This window comes from Gammaproteobacteria bacterium (genome assembly GCA_013001575.1).
In the GTDB taxonomy this organism is placed as follows: Bacteria; Pseudomonadota; Gammaproteobacteria; order Steroidobacterales; family JABDMI01; genus JABDMI01.
In genome coordinates this window covers 13,103-32,226 of the sequence record JABDMI010000101.1, presented here as the reverse complement: position 1 = coordinate 32,226, position 19,124 = coordinate 13,103, and the positions used below count along the sequence as shown (strand labels likewise).

16 protein-coding genes are annotated in these 19,124 nt (G+C 48.4%); 15 read left to right on the top strand and 1 reads right to left on the bottom strand.

Translation table 11 applies throughout. The annotated features are described in order from the left end of the window. Positions 1-204: 204 nt before the first annotated feature. The 5 genes from thrA to gyrA all read left to right on the top strand — a co-directional run bounded on the left by thrA (position 205) and on the right by gyrA (position 8,778). The gene (gene thrA / locus HKN88_08370; protein ID NNC98075.1) at positions 205-2,715 is read left to right on the top strand and encodes a bifunctional aspartate kinase/homoserine dehydrogenase I; all 2,511 of its coding nucleotides are present in this window, start codon (positions 205-207) and stop codon (positions 2,713-2,715) included. 11 nt (positions 2,716-2,726) lie between these two features. Further along, complete coding sequence (thrB, locus tag HKN88_08365; protein NNC98074.1) at positions 2,727-3,668, top strand: homoserine kinase; 942 nt, start codon at positions 2,727-2,729, stop codon at positions 3,666-3,668. Continuing rightward, complete coding sequence (thrC, locus tag HKN88_08360) at positions 3,669-4,934, top strand: threonine synthase (protein NNC98073.1); 1,266 nt, start codon at positions 3,669-3,671, stop codon at positions 4,932-4,934. A gap of 14 nt (positions 4,935-4,948) precedes the next feature. Further along, entirely contained in the window at positions 4,949-6,004 is a 1,056-nt protein-coding gene (mtnA, locus tag HKN88_08355; protein ID NNC98072.1) for an S-methyl-5-thioribose-1-phosphate isomerase, read from the top strand. A 176-nt stretch (positions 6,005-6,180) separates the two neighbouring features. Further along, on the top strand, positions 6,181-8,778 hold the full coding sequence (gyrA, locus tag HKN88_08350) for a DNA gyrase subunit A (protein NNC98071.1): 2,598 nt from the start codon (positions 6,181-6,183) through the stop codon (positions 8,776-8,778). Between the two features lie 53 nt (positions 8,779-8,831). On the opposite strand, the gene HKN88_08345 is transcribed toward gyrA, so the two are convergent. Continuing rightward, entirely contained in the window at positions 8,832-9,173 is a 342-nt protein-coding gene (locus HKN88_08345; protein NNC98070.1) for a hypothetical protein, read from the bottom strand. A 253-nt stretch (positions 9,174-9,426) separates the two neighbouring features. On the opposite strand from HKN88_08345, the gene serC reads away from it, so the two are divergent. The 10 genes from serC (at position 9,427) to HKN88_08295 (ending at position 19,116) form a co-directional block, all read left to right on the top strand. Further along, positions 9,427-10,506, top strand: a complete 1,080-nt coding sequence (gene serC / locus HKN88_08340; protein ID NNC98069.1) for a 3-phosphoserine/phosphohydroxythreonine transaminase — start codon at positions 9,427-9,429, stop codon at positions 10,504-10,506. A 123-nt stretch (positions 10,507-10,629) separates the two neighbouring features. After that, positions 10,630-11,814 (top strand): phosphoglycerate dehydrogenase, encoded by a 1,185-nt coding sequence (locus HKN88_08335; protein ID NNC98068.1) that lies wholly within the window; start codon positions 10,630-10,632, stop codon positions 11,812-11,814. 116 nt (positions 11,815-11,930) lie between these two features. Beyond that, a complete protein-coding gene (locus HKN88_08330) occupies positions 11,931-13,055 on the top strand; it encodes a histidinol-phosphate transaminase (GenBank protein ID NNC98067.1) in 1,125 nt (374 codons plus the stop codon). A 32-nt stretch (positions 13,056-13,087) separates the two neighbouring features. After that, positions 13,088-14,413 (top strand): 3-phosphoshikimate 1-carboxyvinyltransferase, encoded by a 1,326-nt coding sequence (gene aroA / locus HKN88_08325; GenBank protein NNC98066.1) that lies wholly within the window; start codon positions 13,088-13,090, stop codon positions 14,411-14,413. A gap of 65 nt (positions 14,414-14,478) precedes the next feature. After that, positions 14,479-15,159: a (d)CMP kinase gene (locus HKN88_08320; GenBank protein ID NNC98065.1), complete on the top strand. Its 681-nt coding sequence runs from the start codon at positions 14,479-14,481 to the stop codon at positions 15,157-15,159. Positions 15,160-15,322: 163 nt separating this feature from the next. Further along, entirely contained in the window at positions 15,323-16,993 is a 1,671-nt protein-coding gene (rpsA, locus tag HKN88_08315) for a 30S ribosomal protein S1 (protein ID NNC98064.1), read from the top strand. Between the two features lie 238 nt (positions 16,994-17,231). Next, positions 17,232-17,534 carry an integration host factor subunit beta gene (locus HKN88_08310; GenBank protein ID NNC98063.1) on the top strand — a complete coding sequence of 101 codons (303 nt, stop codon included), beginning with the start codon at positions 17,232-17,234 and terminating at the stop codon, positions 17,532-17,534. A 130-nt stretch (positions 17,535-17,664) separates the two neighbouring features. Next, complete coding sequence (locus HKN88_08305) at positions 17,665-17,946, top strand: peptidylprolyl isomerase (GenBank protein ID NNC98062.1); 282 nt, start codon at positions 17,665-17,667, stop codon at positions 17,944-17,946. Positions 17,947-18,098: 152 nt separating this feature from the next. Beyond that, on the top strand, positions 18,099-18,482 hold the full coding sequence (locus HKN88_08300; GenBank protein NNC98061.1) for a hypothetical protein: 384 nt from the start codon (positions 18,099-18,101) through the stop codon (positions 18,480-18,482). Positions 18,483-18,528: 46 nt separating this feature from the next. Next, positions 18,529-19,116, top strand: coding sequence for a flavodoxin family protein (locus HKN88_08295; protein NNC98060.1), 588 nt, complete (start codon positions 18,529-18,531; stop codon positions 19,114-19,116). Positions 19,117-19,124 lie beyond the last annotated feature (8 nt).

Here is a 19,124-nt window from a genome sequence, read left to right as displayed (position 1 = left end):
TCTCTTTGTGGTCTTGAATCGAAAGCCGAATTATAATCGCTCATTGTTCACATTTCTTGCCTACTTATACTCTAATCAGCGGTATTAGAAAGCATCAGGGAGTGTTATGATATACGTGTGTGAGAGACAAGCGATTGTCTCTTTTTTTGTGTTGTCTGGCATTGCCTTGCTAGTCGCATCAATCAACAAGAATAAACAAGTTCCATGAATGCTCTCGTAAATACAAATTCAGATTGGCTGGTACAAAAATTCGGTGGGTCAGCCCTGCGTGAGGCCAACTCACTGCAAAAGATTGCAGATATTGTTGAGTCTTACACCACATCGCAGCGTGTTGCCGTGGTCACATCGGCCTTATTTGGTATAACAGACGCCCTGGAAAACACCATACGGGTTGCCTTGGAGAATAATGACGATCTGTCTGATCTGATCCAGACACTCAAATCAAGGCATATTGATTGCATCAGTGCCCTGAATCTGAATGCAAACTACATACAAAATTTACACAATACTTTGGATATCAGTCTGGATGACATTCAGCAAAAACTTTCCGGTATTCGCATGCTCGACTTGTGTCCTGACACAACCCGGGCTGAAATACTGGTGGTCGGAGAGTTGCTCTCCAGTCAAATACTCACGGCAATCCTGCAATCACGTGGTCTGAGTGCGCAATGGTGTACACCGGATAACATTCGTGCTCAGGAAGACTCTGCCAGGCGTGCCCCGTTAAGTTCGCGTTTTGATATAGCACATACCCAGGCTCGTCTGAATGATTTTGTCGAGGCCCAAACGCAAGTGCTGGTTATTCCGGGTTTTGTGGCAAGTTACCGCTCGCCCGAACAATCCGATCAAACTGTGACCCTGGGACGCAATGGTTCGGATTATTCCGCCGCCGGTGTTGCAGCTGCATTGCAAGCCCGGCTTTGCCAGATCTGGAAAGATGTTTACGGAATTTATACCGCAGACCCGCGCATCGTGCCCAATAGTCAGTTATTGCATGAGGTTAGTTATACCGAGGCCATGGAGTTGTCGTATTTCGGTGCAAAAGTCATTAATGCAAAGGCTTTGTTGCCCTTGACCCTGCACAAGATCGACTGCGAGATTCGCAATTTTGACAAACCCGAGCATCCTGGCACTTTGATACATGCGAGTCCACAGACTGATCAAGCGCGCTTGGTGAAAGGTGTGACGCATCTGGAAAATGTCAGTGTGTTAACTCTAAGTGGAATGGGCTTGCGTGGCATGGTGGGATTTGCACGTCGCGTCTCCGATGCCTTGGCACGACAAGATGTATCGATACTGTTGATCGTTCAATCCTCAAGCGAATACAGTCTGACCTTGTGTGTGGCATCCGAGAATGCCGCAGTGGCGAAAAAAGCCCTGGAAGACGAATTTTATTTTGAGCTCGAACAACATTTGGTGGAGCCTATTATATTAAATCAACGCCGTTCGGTCGTGTCTCTGGTCGGTGATGGTATGAAACATCAGCGCGGGGTTGCCGCACGCTTTTTGCAAGCCATTGCTTCCGCTCGTGTGAATGTCGAGATCATCGCCCAGGGATCAACCGAAAGTGCCATCGCCCTGGTGGTCAAACACGACTCGGCACCGTTAGCGGTAAAAGCAACACACGCAGCCTTTTTCAGTGAGTTATTGCCACTCGATGTGATCTTGCTGGGCTGCGGAAATGTTGGAGCCGAATTATTGGCACAAATTCAACGTCAACAGGATTTACTAAAAGAACAACACATCGGTCTACGTGTGTGCGCCATTGCCAACAGTCGTCAACTTTTACACGCACCGGACGGGATTGATCTGGATAACTGGAAACAACAACTAGAGCAACAGGGTGAAGCGTATGACTACGCCACTGTGACCAATTTGCATCAACGTTATGGCTTACTAAACCCGGTTATTGTGGACTGTTCAACCAATGCAACCCTTGGTCGTCAATACGCGAGTTTTTTACGCGCCGGGTTTCATGTTATTGCCGCCAATAAAAAGGCCAATACCGAAGATCAGGCTTACTACGCCGAATTACGCACTGCCGCTAAACAGAGCTTGCGTAAATTCTTATACGAAACCAATGTAGGTGCCGGTTTGCCGGTGCTGGACACATTGCAATCGTTATTGCGTTCCGGAGATACCTTGTTTGGATTCCAGGGCATCTTGTCAGGGTCTTTGTCCCTGATAATGGGATTGTTACAAGATGGTATGAGTTTTTCAGAGGCCGTTCTCAAAGCCAAAGACATGGGCTTCACCGAGCCGGACCCCCGCGATGATCTTTCCGGAATGGATGTGGCACGTAAATTATTGATCATTGCCCGCGAAGTTGGATTTGACATGGAGCTCGCCGATATTGAGGTTGAAGCACTGACACCCCCGAGCTTTGATGAGCTCAGTGTGGATGAAATGCTTATCGCCTTACCAAATCTGAATGACGAAATGCAAGAACGCATTAGCGCAGCCAAGCAAGAAAATAAAGTGTTGCGCTACGTTGGCAGTTTGCACCAGGGAAAATGCAAAGTGGGAATTGAGGCCGTGGATGCATCCGACCCACTAGCCAGTGTGCGTGACGGCGAAAACGTGTTGGTACTGAACACCCAATACTATAATCCCAAACCGCTGATCTTGCGCGGTTACGGAGCCGGCGCTGAAGTGACCGCTGCCGGGGTCTTCGGGGATATTTTGCGAACCTTGCGAGGACCGGCTGACCGATGAGCGAAACACCTATGCCATTGTCGGTTTTTGCTCCGGCTTCAGTTGGAAATTTTTCCGTGGGATTTGATCTGCTCGGACTTGCGGTTTCCTCACCGGATCGCATATTAGGTGATACCGTCACGATTGCCGCTGCTGACGATAACTCACTGGCACTCAACGGTGCATATGCAAACATCCTGCCACCAGATATTAATGACAATCTGGTCTGGAAAGCATTGGAAATATTCAATCAACGTTTAAGCCAAAAGGCCGGCGTAGAATTAATAGTGCCGGTGAATTTGGTGTTGGAAAAAAATCTGCCCATCTGTTCGGGTCTGGGATCAAGTGGCACATCGGTTGTTGCAAGCTGTATGGCGCTAAACGCTTTTTACAATACGCCCTTTACCGATCAGGAGATCCTTAAGATCATGGGGGCTTGTGAAGCGGGTGCAAGTGGTAGTGTGCATTACGATAATATTGCGCCCACCTATTTAGGTGGATTGCGCTTGTGTCACGCGGGCAGCAGTCAAACTAATCTATTACCCTGGCCCGAGGACTGGTCATTGGTGTTGGCGTATTCCGGTGTGGATGTACCAACCGCTCAGGCGCGACAAGCTTTACCGCAAGCGTATCCACGCTCAGCTGTGATCAGTCAAATGCAGTATCTGGCGCATTTTGTCGATGCCTTGCATCGAAATGACCTGAACAGGGCGGCGGCCAATATTCAAGACTTGATCGCTGAGCCATACCGGGCACGCTTTTTGCCGGAGTTTGACACGGTAACTCAGGGTTTGCGTAACCAATTCAAGGTCTTGGCGTCGGGTATATCCGGTTCAGGGCCAACTATTTTTGCGCTAGTCGACAAACAACATGATGTTGACGGTATAGTGGATTATCTAGCTTCTGAATACTGTCAGGAGGGTGGATTCGTCGTTAGGGCGAACTGTGATCGGCATGGTGCCAGGTTGGTTTAAATGCGTTACTACAATCTAAAAGATAAATCCGAAACGGTCAGTTTTGGCGAAGCCATTCAACGTGGTTTGGGTTCTCGACAGGGCTTGTTTATGCCTGAAAAAATACCTGAATACCTGGACCGGCAGATAGAACGTCTGCTCGAGATGAATTTTGTCGAGCGCAGTATCGAGATACTGGCACCATTTGTTGAACCGGATATCGACAAAGACAGCTTGACCGGGATTGTCACAGAGGCGTTTAATTTCCCCATTGAAATCCCTTGCGTGAATGAAAAAAGGGACCGCTATGTGATGGAATTGTTTCACGGGCCATCGCTTGCCTTTAAAGACTTTGGTGCACGCTTTTTGGCGCGTTGTCTGGATCACGTCTTGGGTGAACAAGAAACCACAATACTCACGGCAACTTCCGGCGATACCGGAGCGGCTGTTGCGCATGCATTTTTTGGGCAAGAGAAAACCCCGGTCGTGGTTTTGTATCCGAAAGGCAAGATCTCAATTTTGCAGGAAAAACTTTTTTGCACCCTTGGCTATAATATTCAAACCCTGGCAGTGGATGGCGATTTTGATGCTTGCCAGGCCATGGTCAAACAAGCTTTTAGCGATGATGATTTGCGTGACAAGGTTTCTATCAGCACGGCCAATTCGATCAATGTCGCACGCTTGCTGGCCCAGATCTGTTATTACTTTGAGATCTTGGCGCAACGTCCCACTGTGAGAAACGTCTGTGTGCCCAGCGGAAATTTTGGCAATGTAACCGCCGGACTGATGGCCAAGGCCATGGGTTTGCCGATAGAACGCTTTCTTGCCGCGACCAATGCTAATGACACCGTGCCGCGATTTTTTGAAACAAAAAAATGGGATCCCAGACCCACTGTTGAAACCATCAGTAATGCAATGGATGTGGCGCGTCCGAACAATTTCCCCCGGGTCTCGCATTTGGCGGCGAATTACAACATCAAAGTGAACGAGTCCTTATTCTCGGTTTCGGTAACTGAGCAGCAAACCCGTGAAATGATGCAGCATGTGGCTAAAAACGGCTACATTGCCGACCCGCACACTTCACTGGCTTTATTTGCCGCACAATTATGGGATCACACGGCGGTCTTGGGTACGGCGCATCCAGCCAAATTCCTGGATGTCATGAGTGTGAATGGCATAGCGGTGGATCTGCCAGACGCTTTGGCCAAAGTGCAAGATTCCGAATTGCTGTCAATAGATGTGCCCGCTGAGTATGCAGCCTTGCGTGAAATTCTATTGGAAGACTGAACCCGGTATTCTTCATGTCTGGTTCGAATTTTTCGCCAATCCAATGGGATAACAATCAACTCCAACTGATCGACCAGCGTTTACTGCCTGACCAGGAAGTGTGGTTGAGTTATACAACGGCATTGGATGTGGCACGTGCAATTCAACAAATGGTGGTGCGCGGCGCCCCGGCGATCGGCATCAGCGCCGCATACGCTGTGGCGCTCGCTTGTTTACAGTTAAGAAAATCTTCCCAGCCTGATTGGCAAAACACATTACAACAAGATATTAAAACACTCGCCGATTCACGACCAACCGCGGTGAACTTGTTTTGGGCATTAGAACGAATGCAAAAAGTTCTTGGCAGTGTGGACTCTAAAGACGCTGCTTTCGACATTGCGCTCCAGGAAGCCAAACAGATTCATGCTGAGGATGTTCAAATGAACAAAGCCATTGGTGAATACGGTTCATCTTTGTTGCATGAAGAAACCCGGGCCCTGACCCATTGCAACACCGGCGCCTTGGCAACAGGAGGGCATGGTACGGCACTTGGGGTGATCCGTACGGCTTGGGCCAAGGGCTTGCTCTCCAAAGTCTATGTGGATGAAACTCGTCCGTGGTTACAAGGGTCGCGCTTAACTGTATGGGAGTTAATGCGGGACAATATACCCTGCACACTTCAGGCCGACTCTGCCGCAGCGCTGCTGATGCAGCATGGCAAAGTCGATTGGGTCATCGTGGGTGCTGACCGCATTGCCGCAAATGGTGATACCGCCAACAAGATCGGAACTTACGCATTGGCGGTTCTCGCGAAAGCCCACGGGGTGAAATTCATGGTTGCCGCCCCCAGCAGTACCCTGGATCATGAATTGTCAGATGGCCGGCAAATTCCCATTGAGCAGCGTGAGGCCGAAGAATTATGGCACTCGGCAAGCCGGCAAAAGCCACCCAAGGGCCTGGATTTTTACAATCCGGTCTTTGATGTAACTCCTCATCATCTGATAGATGCGATCGTAACTGAAAAAGGGCTTGTGCATCGATCAAAAAGTGATGAATTTCAAGTTCAGCTTCAGGCCTGGAAAGCGAACTGAAACGGCAGTTCTTACACAGAATTTACTCGGGAAAACCAAGTCAGTTTTTGGTATAATTCGAGCCAGTTTTTGCAAGCCTACACGCTGCTCTAACAGGTGCTTTTAGATACGCTCTAAGCACCTGTTTTTATTATAAAAATCACTATTTTTACTATTCCCCGAAAAACGGATAAAAAATGACCGAATTTGAGAAAAACAGTTTCGCCAAAGAAGTCCTCCCGATTACCCTGGAAGACGAGATGAAACAGTCTTATCTGGATTACGCCATGAGCGTGATCGTGGGTCGGGCCTTACCGGACGTACGCGACGGGCTCAAACCGGTGCATCGCCGGGTTTTGTACGCCATGAAAGAGCTGGGGAATGACTACAACAAGTCCTATAAAAAATCGGCCCGTATCGTGGGTGATGTGATCGGTAAATACCATCCGCATGGTGATACCGCGGTTTACGACACCATGGTACGAATGGCGCAACCATTCTCGATGCGACACATGCTGATCGACGGGCAGGGTAACTTTGGTTCGGTTGACGGTGATTCACCGGCGGCCATGCGCTACACCGAAGTACGCATGGCCAAGATCGCGCATGAAATGCTGGCCGATATTGAAAAAAATACGGTTGATTTTGTGCCGAACTATGATGAATCCGAACACGAGCCTGCGGTCTTACCAACGCGCGTTCCCAATCTCCTGGTCAACGGCTCTTCCGGTATTGCAGTGGGTATGGCCACCAATATTCCACCGCATAATCTCAAAGAAGTTGTGGATGCCTGTATTGCCCTGATCGAAAATCCTGATCTAAGCATCATGGAATTAATGCAATTTCTGCCTGGGCCGGATTTTCCGACGGCAGGATTCATTAATGGAGCAAAAGGCATTTATGATGCGTATCACACTGGCAAAGGGCGTATATACCTACGCGCCAAAACCCATATCGAAGACACCAAAAAAGCCGACAAGCAAGCCATTATCATTACCGAATTGCCGTTCCAGGTAAACAAAGCGCGCTTGATTGAGAAAATAGCGGTCCTGGTTAAAGACAAAAAGATTGAAGGCATTACCGAATTACGGGATGAGTCCGACAAAGACGGCATGCGCGTGGTGATCGAATTACGTCGTGGCGAAGTAGCCGATGTGGTTTTGAATAATCTTTACAAACAAACCCCCTTACAACATGTATTTGGTATCAACATGGTTGGGCTGGTTGATGGTCAACCGCGACTGTTAAACCTCAAAGATGTGTTGCAGGTATTTTTACGCCATCGCCGTGAAGTGGTGACCCGCCGGACCATATTTGACCTGGCCAAAGCGCGTAAACGCGCGCACATCCTGGAAGGCTTGGCGATCGCTTTGAACAACATCGACCCGGTCATTGCACTGATCAAATCCGCATCGACCCCGGCTGAGGCAAAAGCCAAACTGGTAGCCCAATCCTGGGCGCCGGATCTGGTTTCAGAAATGCTGGAACGCGCGGGCGATGTCATCACACGTCCCGACGAAATTGGTGAAGGCTTTGGTCTGGTGGACGGTGAATACCGTTTAACCGAAATGCAGGCGCAAGCCATTCTGGATCTGCGTTTACATCGCCTGACCGGTCTGGAAAAAGACAAGATCGTTAATGAATATCGCGAAATTCTTGAAGTCATCAAAGACCTGTTGGATATTCTGAGTAGTCGTGAGCGTTTGTCTGAAGTGATTCGTCAGGAACTGGTGGCTGTGTCTGAAGAATACGCCGATCCGCGGCGTACCGTGATCTTAACCAATCATCTGGACCTGAGCATCACTGATCTGATCACTGAAGAAGACGTGGTGGTGACCTTGTCGCACAGCGGTTATGCCAAGGCCCAACCGGTATCGGATTACCAGGCGCAACGTCGTGGTGGGCGTGGCAAATCAGCCACCAAAACCAAAGACGAAGATTACGTAGACAAGTTGTTTATCGCCAGTACACACGACAGCCTGTTGTGTTTTGCCAGCACCGGTAAAGTGTATACCTTGAAAGTGTATGAGCTACCGATTGCGAGTCGCAATGCCCGTGGTAAACCCATTGTGAATTTATTACCTCTGGAAAAAGGCGAAACCATCGATGCCGTATTGTCCATTCGCGACTTTGATGATGATCATTTTGTGTTTATGGCAACCTCGAATGGCACCGTCAAAAAGACCGCACTAACGGCCTTTGCGCGTCCACGCACCACAGGTTTGAAAGCCATCGAATTACGCGATGACAACACCTTGATCGATGTGGCAGTAACTAACGGCTCACAAGACATTATGTTGTTTGCCAGCAGTGGGAAGGCCATCCGCTTCCCCGAAGACAAAGTTCGTCCTATGGGTCGCACCGCGGCCGGGGTACGGGGTATACGATTAAAAGCCAATCAAAAAGTGATCTCACTGATCGTGGTTGAAGAAGAAGGGCACATTCTTTTGGCGTGTGAGAACGGTTACGGCAAACGTACCAAGCACACCGATTTCATGGCGAAGAACCGTGGTGGACAAGGCATGATCGCGATTAAAGCGACCGAACGTAATGGTGACCTGGTAGGAGCTATACAGGTTAAAGAAGCCGACGGCTGTATGATCATCACCGCTAACGGTACCCTGATCCGTACTAAAGTTGCCGGCATTTCAGTAGTTGGTCGAAACACTCAGGGCGTGCGCCTGATCCGCGTGGATAAAGGTGATGCCCTGGTTGGACTGGTTAAGATCGAAGCGGCGGAAATTGAAGACGAAGAAGTGGTTACCCTGGAAACGTCGGACGACTCTGAGGAATAATTTTTCGTCATTCCTGCGAAGGCAGGGATCAACCAAGCCTTATAACAAGCTCATCATTCGATGGGCTTTGTTTTTTCTAACACAATGAATCCGAGTAGCACTACCGGAAGTAATGAGAAAACTGCAAATTGAATATTGCCGCTCATGAAGATCAACACCGTCGAGAAAAGGAATGTCAGGGCAAGTACACTCGCACCAATCTTTCTGGTTTTGGGTACGAAGAGTAATATCGCACTCACTAACTGAATTACACCAAACACCATCACCAGAGTTTCACTTAATCCGGCATTGCCAAAGAATTCCAGCTCCTGTGGCGCTTTAGTGACTTTAGCCGCGGCCGAGGCGAGGCCTAAAAGACCCATGAGAATTACGTTTAGTAGTTTGAGTTTTTGCATGATTGAGGGCTGGTCCTTAAATATTTTGACCAAGTTTAGCAGCAATAGATTGATCTCAGTCTACTCTTACAATTTGTTTCATTTGAATCTAAAATTCGTCAAAAATCCTTAACAAATCTTTCACATAAACCTGTATCATTCATACACACGTTTTAAGTCGTGTTCCAAAGCCTAAATTGAACAAATTTTAGGCTTTTTCTTTTACCCAAGGCATGAAAAATGCCTCAATTTGTCTACAAGACCTATAACCAACATGCGCGCCTACAATTTCAGTGCTGGTCCGGCCACTCTGCCGGAGTCCGTTTTAAGCGAAGTCCAACAAGAATTACTCGATTACCAGGGCAGTGGCATGTCCATCATGGAACACAGTCATCGTTCCAAAACCTTTGTCGAGATTGCCGAATCCGCCGAACAGGATGTGCGCGATCTAATGGGGGTCTCCGACGATTACGCCGTATTGTTCTTGCAGGGCGGTGCGACCGGGCAATTTTCATTTGTGCCACAAAACCTGTGCCAACCCGACGATACCGCGGATTATGTGATCACCGGTCAGTGGAGCAAAAAAGCTGTGGCCCATGCCAAGACCTTTGTGAAGGTGAATGTGGCGGCCGATACTGCGGCGTCTAAATTCACCGAGATCCCAGATGTTTCTTCCTGGAACCTGAGTGATGAGTCGCAATACGTGCACATTTGTTCAAACGAAACTGTACACGGCGTTGAATTTAATACGGCACCGGATGTGGGCGATAGATTACTGATTGCAGATATGTCATCGTCAATCTTGTCACAAGAAATTGATGTGAATAAATACGGCATCATTTACGCCGGTGCACAAAAGAATATCGGGCCGGCAGGACTAACCATCGTCATCGTAAGAAAAGACTTGATGCAACGCACTGGGCAAAAAGTCTCCCCGGTGTTTGATTACCAGACCATGGCGGATGCCGGTTCGATGTCGAACACACCACCAACCTTTGCCTGGTACATGGCGGGTAAAGTGTTCAAATGGGTCAAGGCCCAGGGCGGAGTGTCGGCCATGGGTGACTTGAATGCCCGCAAGTCCCAATTACTCTATAACGCAATCGACAAATCGGCTTTTTATGCTAATCCGGTTGCCGTCAATGCGCGTTCGCGCATGAATATTCCATTTACCCTGGCAAAACCTGATCTGGACGCCAAATTCCTTGAGTTGGCTGAAGCAGCAGGACTGAAAAATCTCAAAGGGCATCGTTCGGTCGGTGGTATGCGTGCCAGTATTTACAATCCTATGTCTTTGGCCGGTGTTGAGGCCCTGGTGAATTTCATGGCGGAGTTTGAGAAAGACCACGTTTGATTCGCACTTTCATTTTCGTTTTTCCTGCGCAGGCAGGAATCCAATGAATAGGCAATTCTGGATCCCTGCCTTTACAGGGAAGACATTAATAATTTATTAAATTTGTAAAAGAGAAAAGACCACATGACTGCATTTAAAGTACTTACCCTGAATAACATCGCACCAGAAGGTCTGGATCATTTTCCTCGTGAAACTTACGAAGTCGCCTCCGAGATCGGACACCCTGATGCCATCATGTTGCGCTCTTTCAAAATGCACGACTTTGACATGCCAGATACGGTCAAGATCGTTGGGCGTGCCGGCGCCGGGGTTAATAACATCCCGATCGAAAAGTATGGCCAAATGGGCATCCCGGTATTGAATGCGCCGGGTGCCAACGCCAATGCGGTTAAGGAACTTGTATTGGCCGGAATGTTTTTGGCGGCGCGCAATATCCCGGCTGCCTGGCAATACGTAAAAGATCTGGAGCTGCAAGGTGGTGACCTTAAAAAAGCCGTCGAAGCGGGCAAAAAACAATACGTCGGCTACGAGATACCGGGTAAAACTCTAGGCGTGGTTGGTCTGGGAGCCATTGGTGTGGAAGTTGCCAATGCCGCGCTGGCCCTGGGTATGCGGGTGATCGGGTTTGATCCTAGCATCACGGTACGTAATGCCTGGAATATGTCGGCCGGGGTTGAACAGGCAGTTAGTTTGGATGACCTGTGTACACGCGCCGATCTGGTCAGTGTGCATGTGCCATTAGTGGAAGGCACCAAAAATCTGATCAATGAGAACCGCATCAAATTACTCAAGAATGACGCCGTGGTTCTAAACTTCGCTCGCGACGGTATTGTGGATGAAGATGCCTTGCTGGCACGACTCGATGAGGAAACACTGCGTTACTACGTGACCGATTTCCCGATCAACGACATGAAAAACCACCCACGTGTGATTGCGCTTCCACATTTGGGCGCCTCCACCGCTGAAGCTGAATTGAATTGCGCGGTGATGGTCGCCGAAAATATTCGCGAGTATCTGGAAAACGGCAATATCCGGCATTCAGTGAATTTCCCGGAAGCCATCATGCCACGAGCGCCGGGTGCGGCCCGTATTACGGTTGCGAATGCCAATATTCCAAACATGGTTGGTCAGATCACCACCATATTGGCCGATCACGATATTAATATCATCGATCTTTTGAATAAATCACGAGGTGACGTGGCCTATACAGTCATCGATATCGAAGGCGGGTCCAACGGAGATCTGGTCAAAGAGATTGCGGGTATCAAAGGCGTACTAATGGTACGTTCACTGGATGCCGCCGCCTGAGTTCTACAAGCGTAAAAGCAATTGTCGCTTATTAAGCACCTCACTGAAGGATAGGCTAAACTGGATACCTAGTTAAAAGACTGTCCTTTTTTTTTATTTAAATACTGTTAAATTCTATGTCGAAACAGATCGATTTCTACTCACTTGCCCAAGCCGGTGTACGAGACCTTAAGCCATATGTTCCAGGTAAACCCGTGTCGGAACTACAACGCGAGTTGGGTCTTGAGCAGATTGTAAAACTTGCGTCCAATGAGAATCCGTTAGGGCCAAGTGACAGGGTTAAATCTGCAGTCATTGCGGCTTTGGATGAGCAAGCGCGTTATCCGGATGCGTCTGGTTTTGAATTAAAAGACCAGCTTGCAGAAAAGCATGGCTTGAATCCGAATCAGATTACTTTAGGTAATGGTTCAAACGATGTGTTGGTATTACTGGCCCAGGCATTTTTGACCCCACAACACAATTCGGTTTTCTCGCAATATGCATTTGCTGTTTATCCAATCGCAACCAAAGCGGTGAATGCCGAAGCACGAATCGCAAGCGCTAATCCGGTTTCTCACTCGCAACCATTGGGGCATGACCTTAAAGCCATGGCGGAATTGGTCGATGAGAATACTCGTCTTATTTTTATTGCCAACCCGAATAACCCCACCGGTACCTGGATCGATTCCGCTGAACTCGAGGCCTTTGTGGCCAATGTCCCGGATACAGCACTGGTAGTTGTAGATGAAGCCTATACGGAATACGTGACTGATCAGGATATTCCAGACACCTCGAAGTGGTTAAGTAAATATCCTAATCTTGTCGTCTCTAAAACCTTTTCAAAAGCTTACGGCCTAGCCGGTTTCCGGGTGGGGTATTGCTTATCGCATCCTGATGTGGCGGATCTTTTGAATCGCATTCGTCCGCCATTCAATGTAAATTCACTTGCTTTGGTCGCCGCACAAACCGCTTTGCAGGATGAAGATTATCTACAACGCTCAGTCGAACTCAATGAAACCGGTAAAGCCTATCTTTCCCGTGAACTGAAAGCCTTAGGTCTGACGGTAATACCCAGTGCAACCAATTTCCTTTTAGTCGATATGGGCGAGGAGGCGAGCGGCTTGAATCGTCAATTGCTGGAGGCGGGTGTGATTGTTCGTCCGGTTGGTAATTACGGACTGCCAAATCATTTGCGAGTGAGCATTGGTCTTAAACAAGAGAACGAATTTTTTGTTCAGGCTTTGCAAAAAATACTGAAGTGACATAAAAAAATTGAAGTAACAGATAACCGACAATGTCAAAATCCATCCTGTTTAATGCCAAGAGCAAACCGTTAGCCGGCACACTGCGTGTTCCCGGTGATAAATCCATTACCCAACGAGCTTATATTTTCGGTGCAATGGCAGAGGGTATAACCACAGTGCATCATCCTCTCAACTCCGCCGATGCGGAAGCCACCTTGCAGGCCGTGATCGATCTGGGCGCCACGCTTGTGGAAAAGACCGACGACATGGTTGTGATCAAAGGCGTTGGGCAGAAAGGTTTCACGGCACCTGACAGTGGCATGATCGATTGCCAGAACTCCGGTACCGGAATGCGCTTGTTGTGTGGTGCCGTGGCAGGGCAAAATATTGAGATCAGTTTGTCGGGTGATGCGTCATTGAACAAACGTCCAATGGAAAGGGTAGCGGTTCCCTTGCGTGGCATGGGCGCGAGTGTGACTACCGAAGATGGCAAACCGCCAATAAAAATTCATGGCGGCGGGTTACACGGCATTGAATACCATTCCGGTGTGGCCAGTGCCCAGGTCAAATCCTGCGTGTTGCTCGCAGGCTTGCAGGCCAACGGACAAACCACCCTGGTCGAGCCCCAGCGCAGTCGTGACCATACCGAAAAAATGTTACCAAGTTTTGGTGTGCAACTGGAATCAACAATCATTGAAACTACGGGTGCGAATCGGGTTGTTATACAAGGCGGTCAAAAACTTGCAGGTACAGACGTCACGGTTCCCGCCGACCCATCCAGTGCCGCCTTTATATTGGTTGCTGCCGCATTAGTGCCTGACAGTGATGTCATTCTCAATGAGGTCGGGATGAGTCCGCCGCGCACTGGTCTGATCCGCGCCTTGCGAAAAATGGGGGCGCGAATCGAGATTCAGAACAGTCGCTTTTTGGGACAAGAGCCGGTCGCCGATCTGCGCATTTCCCACAGTAAACTCAATCCCGTACACATCAATCCTGCCGAGGTTTCCGACATGGTCGATGAGATCCCGGTCCTGATGTTGGCGGCCTCTTTGACAGAAGGCGAGAGTGTATTTGAAGGATTGCACGAACTTAGGGTCAAGGAAAGTGATCGCCTTGGTTTGATGATCGACAACCTCAAAGCCATTGGCGTGGATTGCGAGATCAGTGCTGGAGACGGGGCGGTCATCCGTGGCAAACAGCAGCTACCCATGCTCGAAGCTCCGGCTGATTGGCAGGTCGCGCACGATCACCGTTTGGCCATGACGGGCATGGTGGCAGCACTTGTCTCGCCGTCCAGAATTAATGTTCTTGAGCCAAAAGCGGTGGATGTGTCCTGGCCTGCGTTTCTCGCTGACCTTGAGAGTTTGATGGCTTAAGCGTGTTAGAATTCACTGGATGTTTAAATATATTTAACTTTAATAAAATATCTTAAGTGACTGAAATTAAAAATAATAAAATTATCACGATTGACGGCCCCAGTGGTTCTGGCAAAGGCGCGATCTCGCGTCTTTTGGCTCAAAAACTGGGCTGGGATCTGCTCGATTCCGGGGCTTTGTATCGCCTGGTGGCCTTGCAGTCTGAACAAGAGAATATCGGTCTTGCTGACGTCCCGGCACTGGTCAATATCGCCAGAAATCTGCCAGTGGTGTTCCACTCAGAAGACGCCGATGACGAAACCCGGGTCCTACTGAATGGCGAGGATGTGAGTCTGGCCATACGTGCAGAAGCCATCAGTGAAAGGGCCTCAAAAGTCGCGGTACTGCCCGAGGTTCGAGAGGCTTTGTTGCAACGCCAGCGTGATTACGCCACAGAGAATGGGCTGGTCGCAGACGGTCGTGACATGGGCACAGTGGTCTTTCCGCAGGCTGCGCTCAAGCTTTACCTGACAGCCAGTGCCAAAGCACGGGCGCAAAGACGCCATAAGCAGTTGTTAGGGAAGGGGATTTCCGCTAAAATTGATGGGCTTTACTCGGGTATATTAGCTCGGGATGAACGTGACGCCTCACGCAGCAGTTCTCCTCTCAAACCCGCCGATGACGCAATACAGATCGACACCACCAATATTGGTATTGATGAAGTTATGCAAATCGTCGTGCGCTTGGTGGAAGATTTGATGTCGTAAGACAGAATGGTTTAATTCCGGATCTGATCAATATTTCGATGAAGTAAGTTTTCAACCTGTTTGCTTTGGATAAAGCAAACTTTTTTTGTTTAACCCGGAAGAAAAAGGACAACTCTTTCGTTTAAAAATTTATTTGAGGCGGAGTCAATCGGCTCCTTATTTTATGACTGAATCATTTGCAGAACTATTTGAACAAAGCATTGCCAACCAATCGTTTAATAACGGCGAGATCATCATCGGTAATGTTGTAGATATCCAGGACGATTTTGTAATTGTCCATGCCGGACTAAAATCTGAAGCGGTAATTCCTATCGCACAATTTAAAAACGCCGCTGGCGAGCTCGAGGTTAACGTTGGTGACGACGTTGAAGTAGCACTCGACTCTCTGGAAGATGGTTTTGGTGAAACGCGTTTGTCGCGTGAAAAAGCCAAACGTGCCCGCACCTGGAAAGTGCTTGAGCATGCGTTTGAAACCAGTGAGAACATCAAGGGTGTCATCACCAGCCGGGTTAAAGGTGGCTTCACAGTCGATATCGACCATGTGCGTGCCTTCTTGCCAGGTTCCCTGGTTGATGTACGTCCTATCCGTGATCCATCCTATCTGGAAGGCAAGGAGCACGAATTTAAAGTAATTAAACTGGATGAGCGTCGCAACAATGTTGTGGTCTCGCGTCGTGCTGTTCTCGAGATCGAGAACTCGGCCGAACGTGACGAGCTCCTCAAGAACCTGGAAGAAGGTTCGCGTCTTAAAGGTGTGGTTAAAAACCTTACCGACTACGGTTCATTCGTTGACCTCGGTGGTATCGATGGTCTGCTGCACATTACCGATATGGCCTGGAAGCGTGTACGTCATCCGTCAGAGATCGTTGCCGTAGGTGACGAGATCGAAGTGGTTGTGCTCAAGTTTGACCGCGAGCGTAATCGCGTATCACTTGGTATGAAACAGCTTGGTGATGATCCATGGACAAATATTACCCGTCGTTACCCGCCAAACACCCGCGTATTTGGCAAGGTTTCCAACATTACCGATTACGGTTGTTTTGTCGAGATCGAAGACGGTGTTGAAGGCCTGGTTCACGTTTCTGAAATGGACTGGACCAACAAAAATGTTAACCCGGCTAAAGTAGTACAACTGGGTGATGAAAAAGAAGTTATGGTTCTGGAGATCGACGAAGATCGCCGCCGTATCTCTTTGGGCATGAAACAGTGTGTAGCCAATCCATGGGACGAGTTCTCTGCGCAATACGCCAAAGGCGACAAGATCGAAGGCAACATCAAATCCATTACGGAGTTTGGTTTATTCGTTGGTCTGCCGGGCAATATTGACGGTCTGGTGCACATGTCTGACATTTCCTGGGACATCCCGGATGAAGAAGCGGTGCGCAATTACAACAAGGGCGACCATGTTGAAGCGGTTATCCTGAGTATTGATCCGGATCGTGAGCGTATTTCATTAGGCGTTAAGCAACTGAGCAATGACCCGTTCTCAACCTACCTGGCGGCCAATCCGAAAGGATCAATCGTCAAAGGTGTGATTACTGAAGTAGACGCGAAAGCGGCTCTGGTTGACCTGGGTGATGGCATTGTTGGTCAATTGAAGGCTTCCGACTTGTCGATCGACCGGGTTGAAGATGCGCGCTCTGTGCTCAAAGAAGGCGACGAGGTTGAGGCCAAGTTTGTTGGTCTGGATCGCAAAACCCGCGTGGTTTCCTTGTCGGTCAAAGCCAAAGATCGTCACGAAGAGCAAGAAGCCATGCGTGATTATCAGTCGGCGTCCACAGCTGGAACCAGCTTGGGCGATCAGCTCAAAGACTTGATGACATCGTCTGATTAAGTATATGTAAAACAATAAGTTACAGATACTTTGTAATGTGAAATAAACCGACGTTTAGGCGTCGGTTTTTTCGTTTTTGGGCCACGAATCAACACTGTCTTTTGAGCGTAAACTAAAAAATATCGCTAAGTTATTGAAAAACAATGCAAAATGTATAATAATGATTTCTGATTATAAATTGCTCATGCTTTTAAGTCCTTGAGCCATAAAAGAAAATTGAAAAACGGGAAGTCACAAAATGACTAAAGCTGAATTGATCGAACGCCTGGCCAAAAAACAAAAACATCTACCGGTTAAGGATGTTGAACTGGCGGTGAAACACACCATAGAAATGATGAGTAATTCCTTATCCAATGGCGAACGCATTGAGATCCGAGGCTTTGGCAGTTTTTCCTTGCATTATCGGGCCCCGCGCCTGGGCCGTAATCCGAAAACCGGTGATGCGGTTTCTTTATCCGGTAAAAATGTGCCGCATTTCAAGCCCGGCAAAGACCTGAGAGAAATGGTGAATGCTGGCAAGATCTATCCAATTAAAGACTAAAGGCCCAGATCATACGGATTAACGATTCTGCGAATTCTTTCTTAAATCCTTACAAATAAATTCAAAACCCAAATGACTGGATGCGAACCATGCATCTGCAATTTAATTTAATTCAAAACAGGTACTTATTATGACTAAAGCAACAGCCCGCCACATCCTGGTTGAAACCGAAGACCAATGCAATCAACTGAAAACCGAGATCGAAGGCGGAAAAGATTTTGCTGAAGTCGCCATGCTGCATTCCAGTTGTCCGTCAGGACAGCGCGGTGGGGATCTGGGCGAGTTTGGTCCAGGTATGATGGTTCCGGAATTCGACAAGGTCGTATTTGCAGGTGATCTGGGTATGGTGCATGGTCCGGTGAAAACCCAATTTGGTTATCACTTGTTAGAGATCACGAGCCGTACCGATTAATAACTGGCTTGGCAGTGTTAAGTTGCCTGAGCTGTACATGTCAGGAAATATAAAATCTGTCATGTCAATCCAAAGCCCTGCCTGGTGCAGGGTTTTTTGTTGCCGTAAGACTATTCAAGTACAATTGCAGTATTACCGATCAGGATATGCATATGTCAGCCATTGAAAAAGCCAACGCCAGTTTATTCGGGTTTTTGGGAGACAACGAAGAAACGGCAATCGCCAAGGTGCATGCGGTGATCTTGCAGGTTATCGATGCCCATACTCGCTGCGATTACGAAAAATTTTCCACCTTGTGTACCGATGAATTCATTGATCAGATCGACGAAGAGGTGTTCACTGAAACCTGTAATGATATGAATCCCCGTTTTGGCCCTCTGGAAACACTGGAGTATCTGGGTTCTCTGCAGCGCGTTGAATTAGTGCAATTTTTGTGGCGCGGACATTTTCACGACGCCGATGAAGAGATCCTGATCACCGCGAGCTTTGCCAAGGCTAAGAATATTCCACTGGTCGAATGGCTATGGATTGAGTGACTTCGCTCGTAGCATAAATTCGCAATAGAATTAATAAGGTTTATACATGATTAAAGTAGCCGTGGTGTATCACAGCGGGTTGGGGCATACCAAAATGCAAGCCGAAGCCGTGGCACGTGGTGCACAATCCGAACAAGTTAGTGTTGAGATCTTTACTGTGGCCGAAGCGGGCGAAGATATCGATCTGCTGGAATCGGCCGATGCCATTATTTTTGGTTGCCCGACCTATATGGGCAATGTGTCAGCCGACATGAAGAAATTTCAGGAGATTGCGGCGAGTAAATGGTTCAGCATGGCCTGGAAAAACAAGATTGCCGGCGCATTTACCAATTCGGGTTCATTCGCCGGTGATAAATTGAATACCCTGACCTCATTATTCATTAACGCCATGCAGCATGGCATGATCTACGTGGGTCTGGCCATGCTGCCATCTGCCGATGATCCGGATAGCATGGAGAACCTGCAGGGGCCGTCCAGCGATAACCACAATCGGGTTGGCGCCTCAATTGGTCCAATGGCCAGCAGTTTCCAGGTCAATCCGCCGCATTCGCCCGGTAATGGCGATATTGCGACTGCCGAAGCTTACGGCAAACGCATTGCTGACATAACTCTACAGTTTAAGCGTGGACGCTAGGCGCTTAA

Bases quoted from the DNA above. Each gene is read 5' to 3' on its own strand.
- thrA (NNC98075.1), top strand. From the start codon at position 205: ATGAATGCTCTCGTAAATACAAATTCAGATTGGCTGGTACAAAAATTC.
- thrB (NNC98074.1), top strand. From the start codon at position 2,727: ATGCCATTGTCGGTTTTTGCTCCGGCTTCAGTTGGAAATTTTTCCGTG.
- thrC (NNC98073.1), top strand. From the start codon at position 3,669: ATGCGTTACTACAATCTAAAAGATAAATCCGAAACGGTCAGTTTTGGC.
- mtnA (NNC98072.1), top strand. From the start codon at position 4,949: ATGTCTGGTTCGAATTTTTCGCCAATCCAATGGGATAACAATCAACTC.
- gyrA (NNC98071.1), top strand. From the start codon at position 6,181: ATGACCGAATTTGAGAAAAACAGTTTCGCCAAAGAAGTCCTCCCGATT.
- HKN88_08345 (NNC98070.1), bottom strand. From the start codon at position 9,173: ATGCAAAAACTCAAACTACTAAACGTAATTCTCATGGGTCTTTTAGGC.
- serC (NNC98069.1), top strand. From the start codon at position 9,427: ATGCGCGCCTACAATTTCAGTGCTGGTCCGGCCACTCTGCCGGAGTCC.
- HKN88_08335 (NNC98068.1), top strand. From the start codon at position 10,630: ATGACTGCATTTAAAGTACTTACCCTGAATAACATCGCACCAGAAGGT.
- HKN88_08330 (NNC98067.1), top strand. From the start codon at position 11,931: ATGTCGAAACAGATCGATTTCTACTCACTTGCCCAAGCCGGTGTACGA.
- aroA (NNC98066.1), top strand. From the start codon at position 13,088: ATGTCAAAATCCATCCTGTTTAATGCCAAGAGCAAACCGTTAGCCGGC.
- rpsA (NNC98064.1), top strand. From the start codon at position 15,323: ATGACTGAATCATTTGCAGAACTATTTGAACAAAGCATTGCCAACCAA.
- HKN88_08310 (NNC98063.1), top strand. From the start codon at position 17,232: ATGACTAAAGCTGAATTGATCGAACGCCTGGCCAAAAAACAAAAACAT.
- HKN88_08305 (NNC98062.1), top strand. From the start codon at position 17,665: ATGACTAAAGCAACAGCCCGCCACATCCTGGTTGAAACCGAAGACCAA.
- HKN88_08300 (NNC98061.1), top strand. From the start codon at position 18,099: ATGTCAGCCATTGAAAAAGCCAACGCCAGTTTATTCGGGTTTTTGGGA.
- HKN88_08295 (NNC98060.1), top strand. From the start codon at position 18,529: ATGATTAAAGTAGCCGTGGTGTATCACAGCGGGTTGGGGCATACCAAA.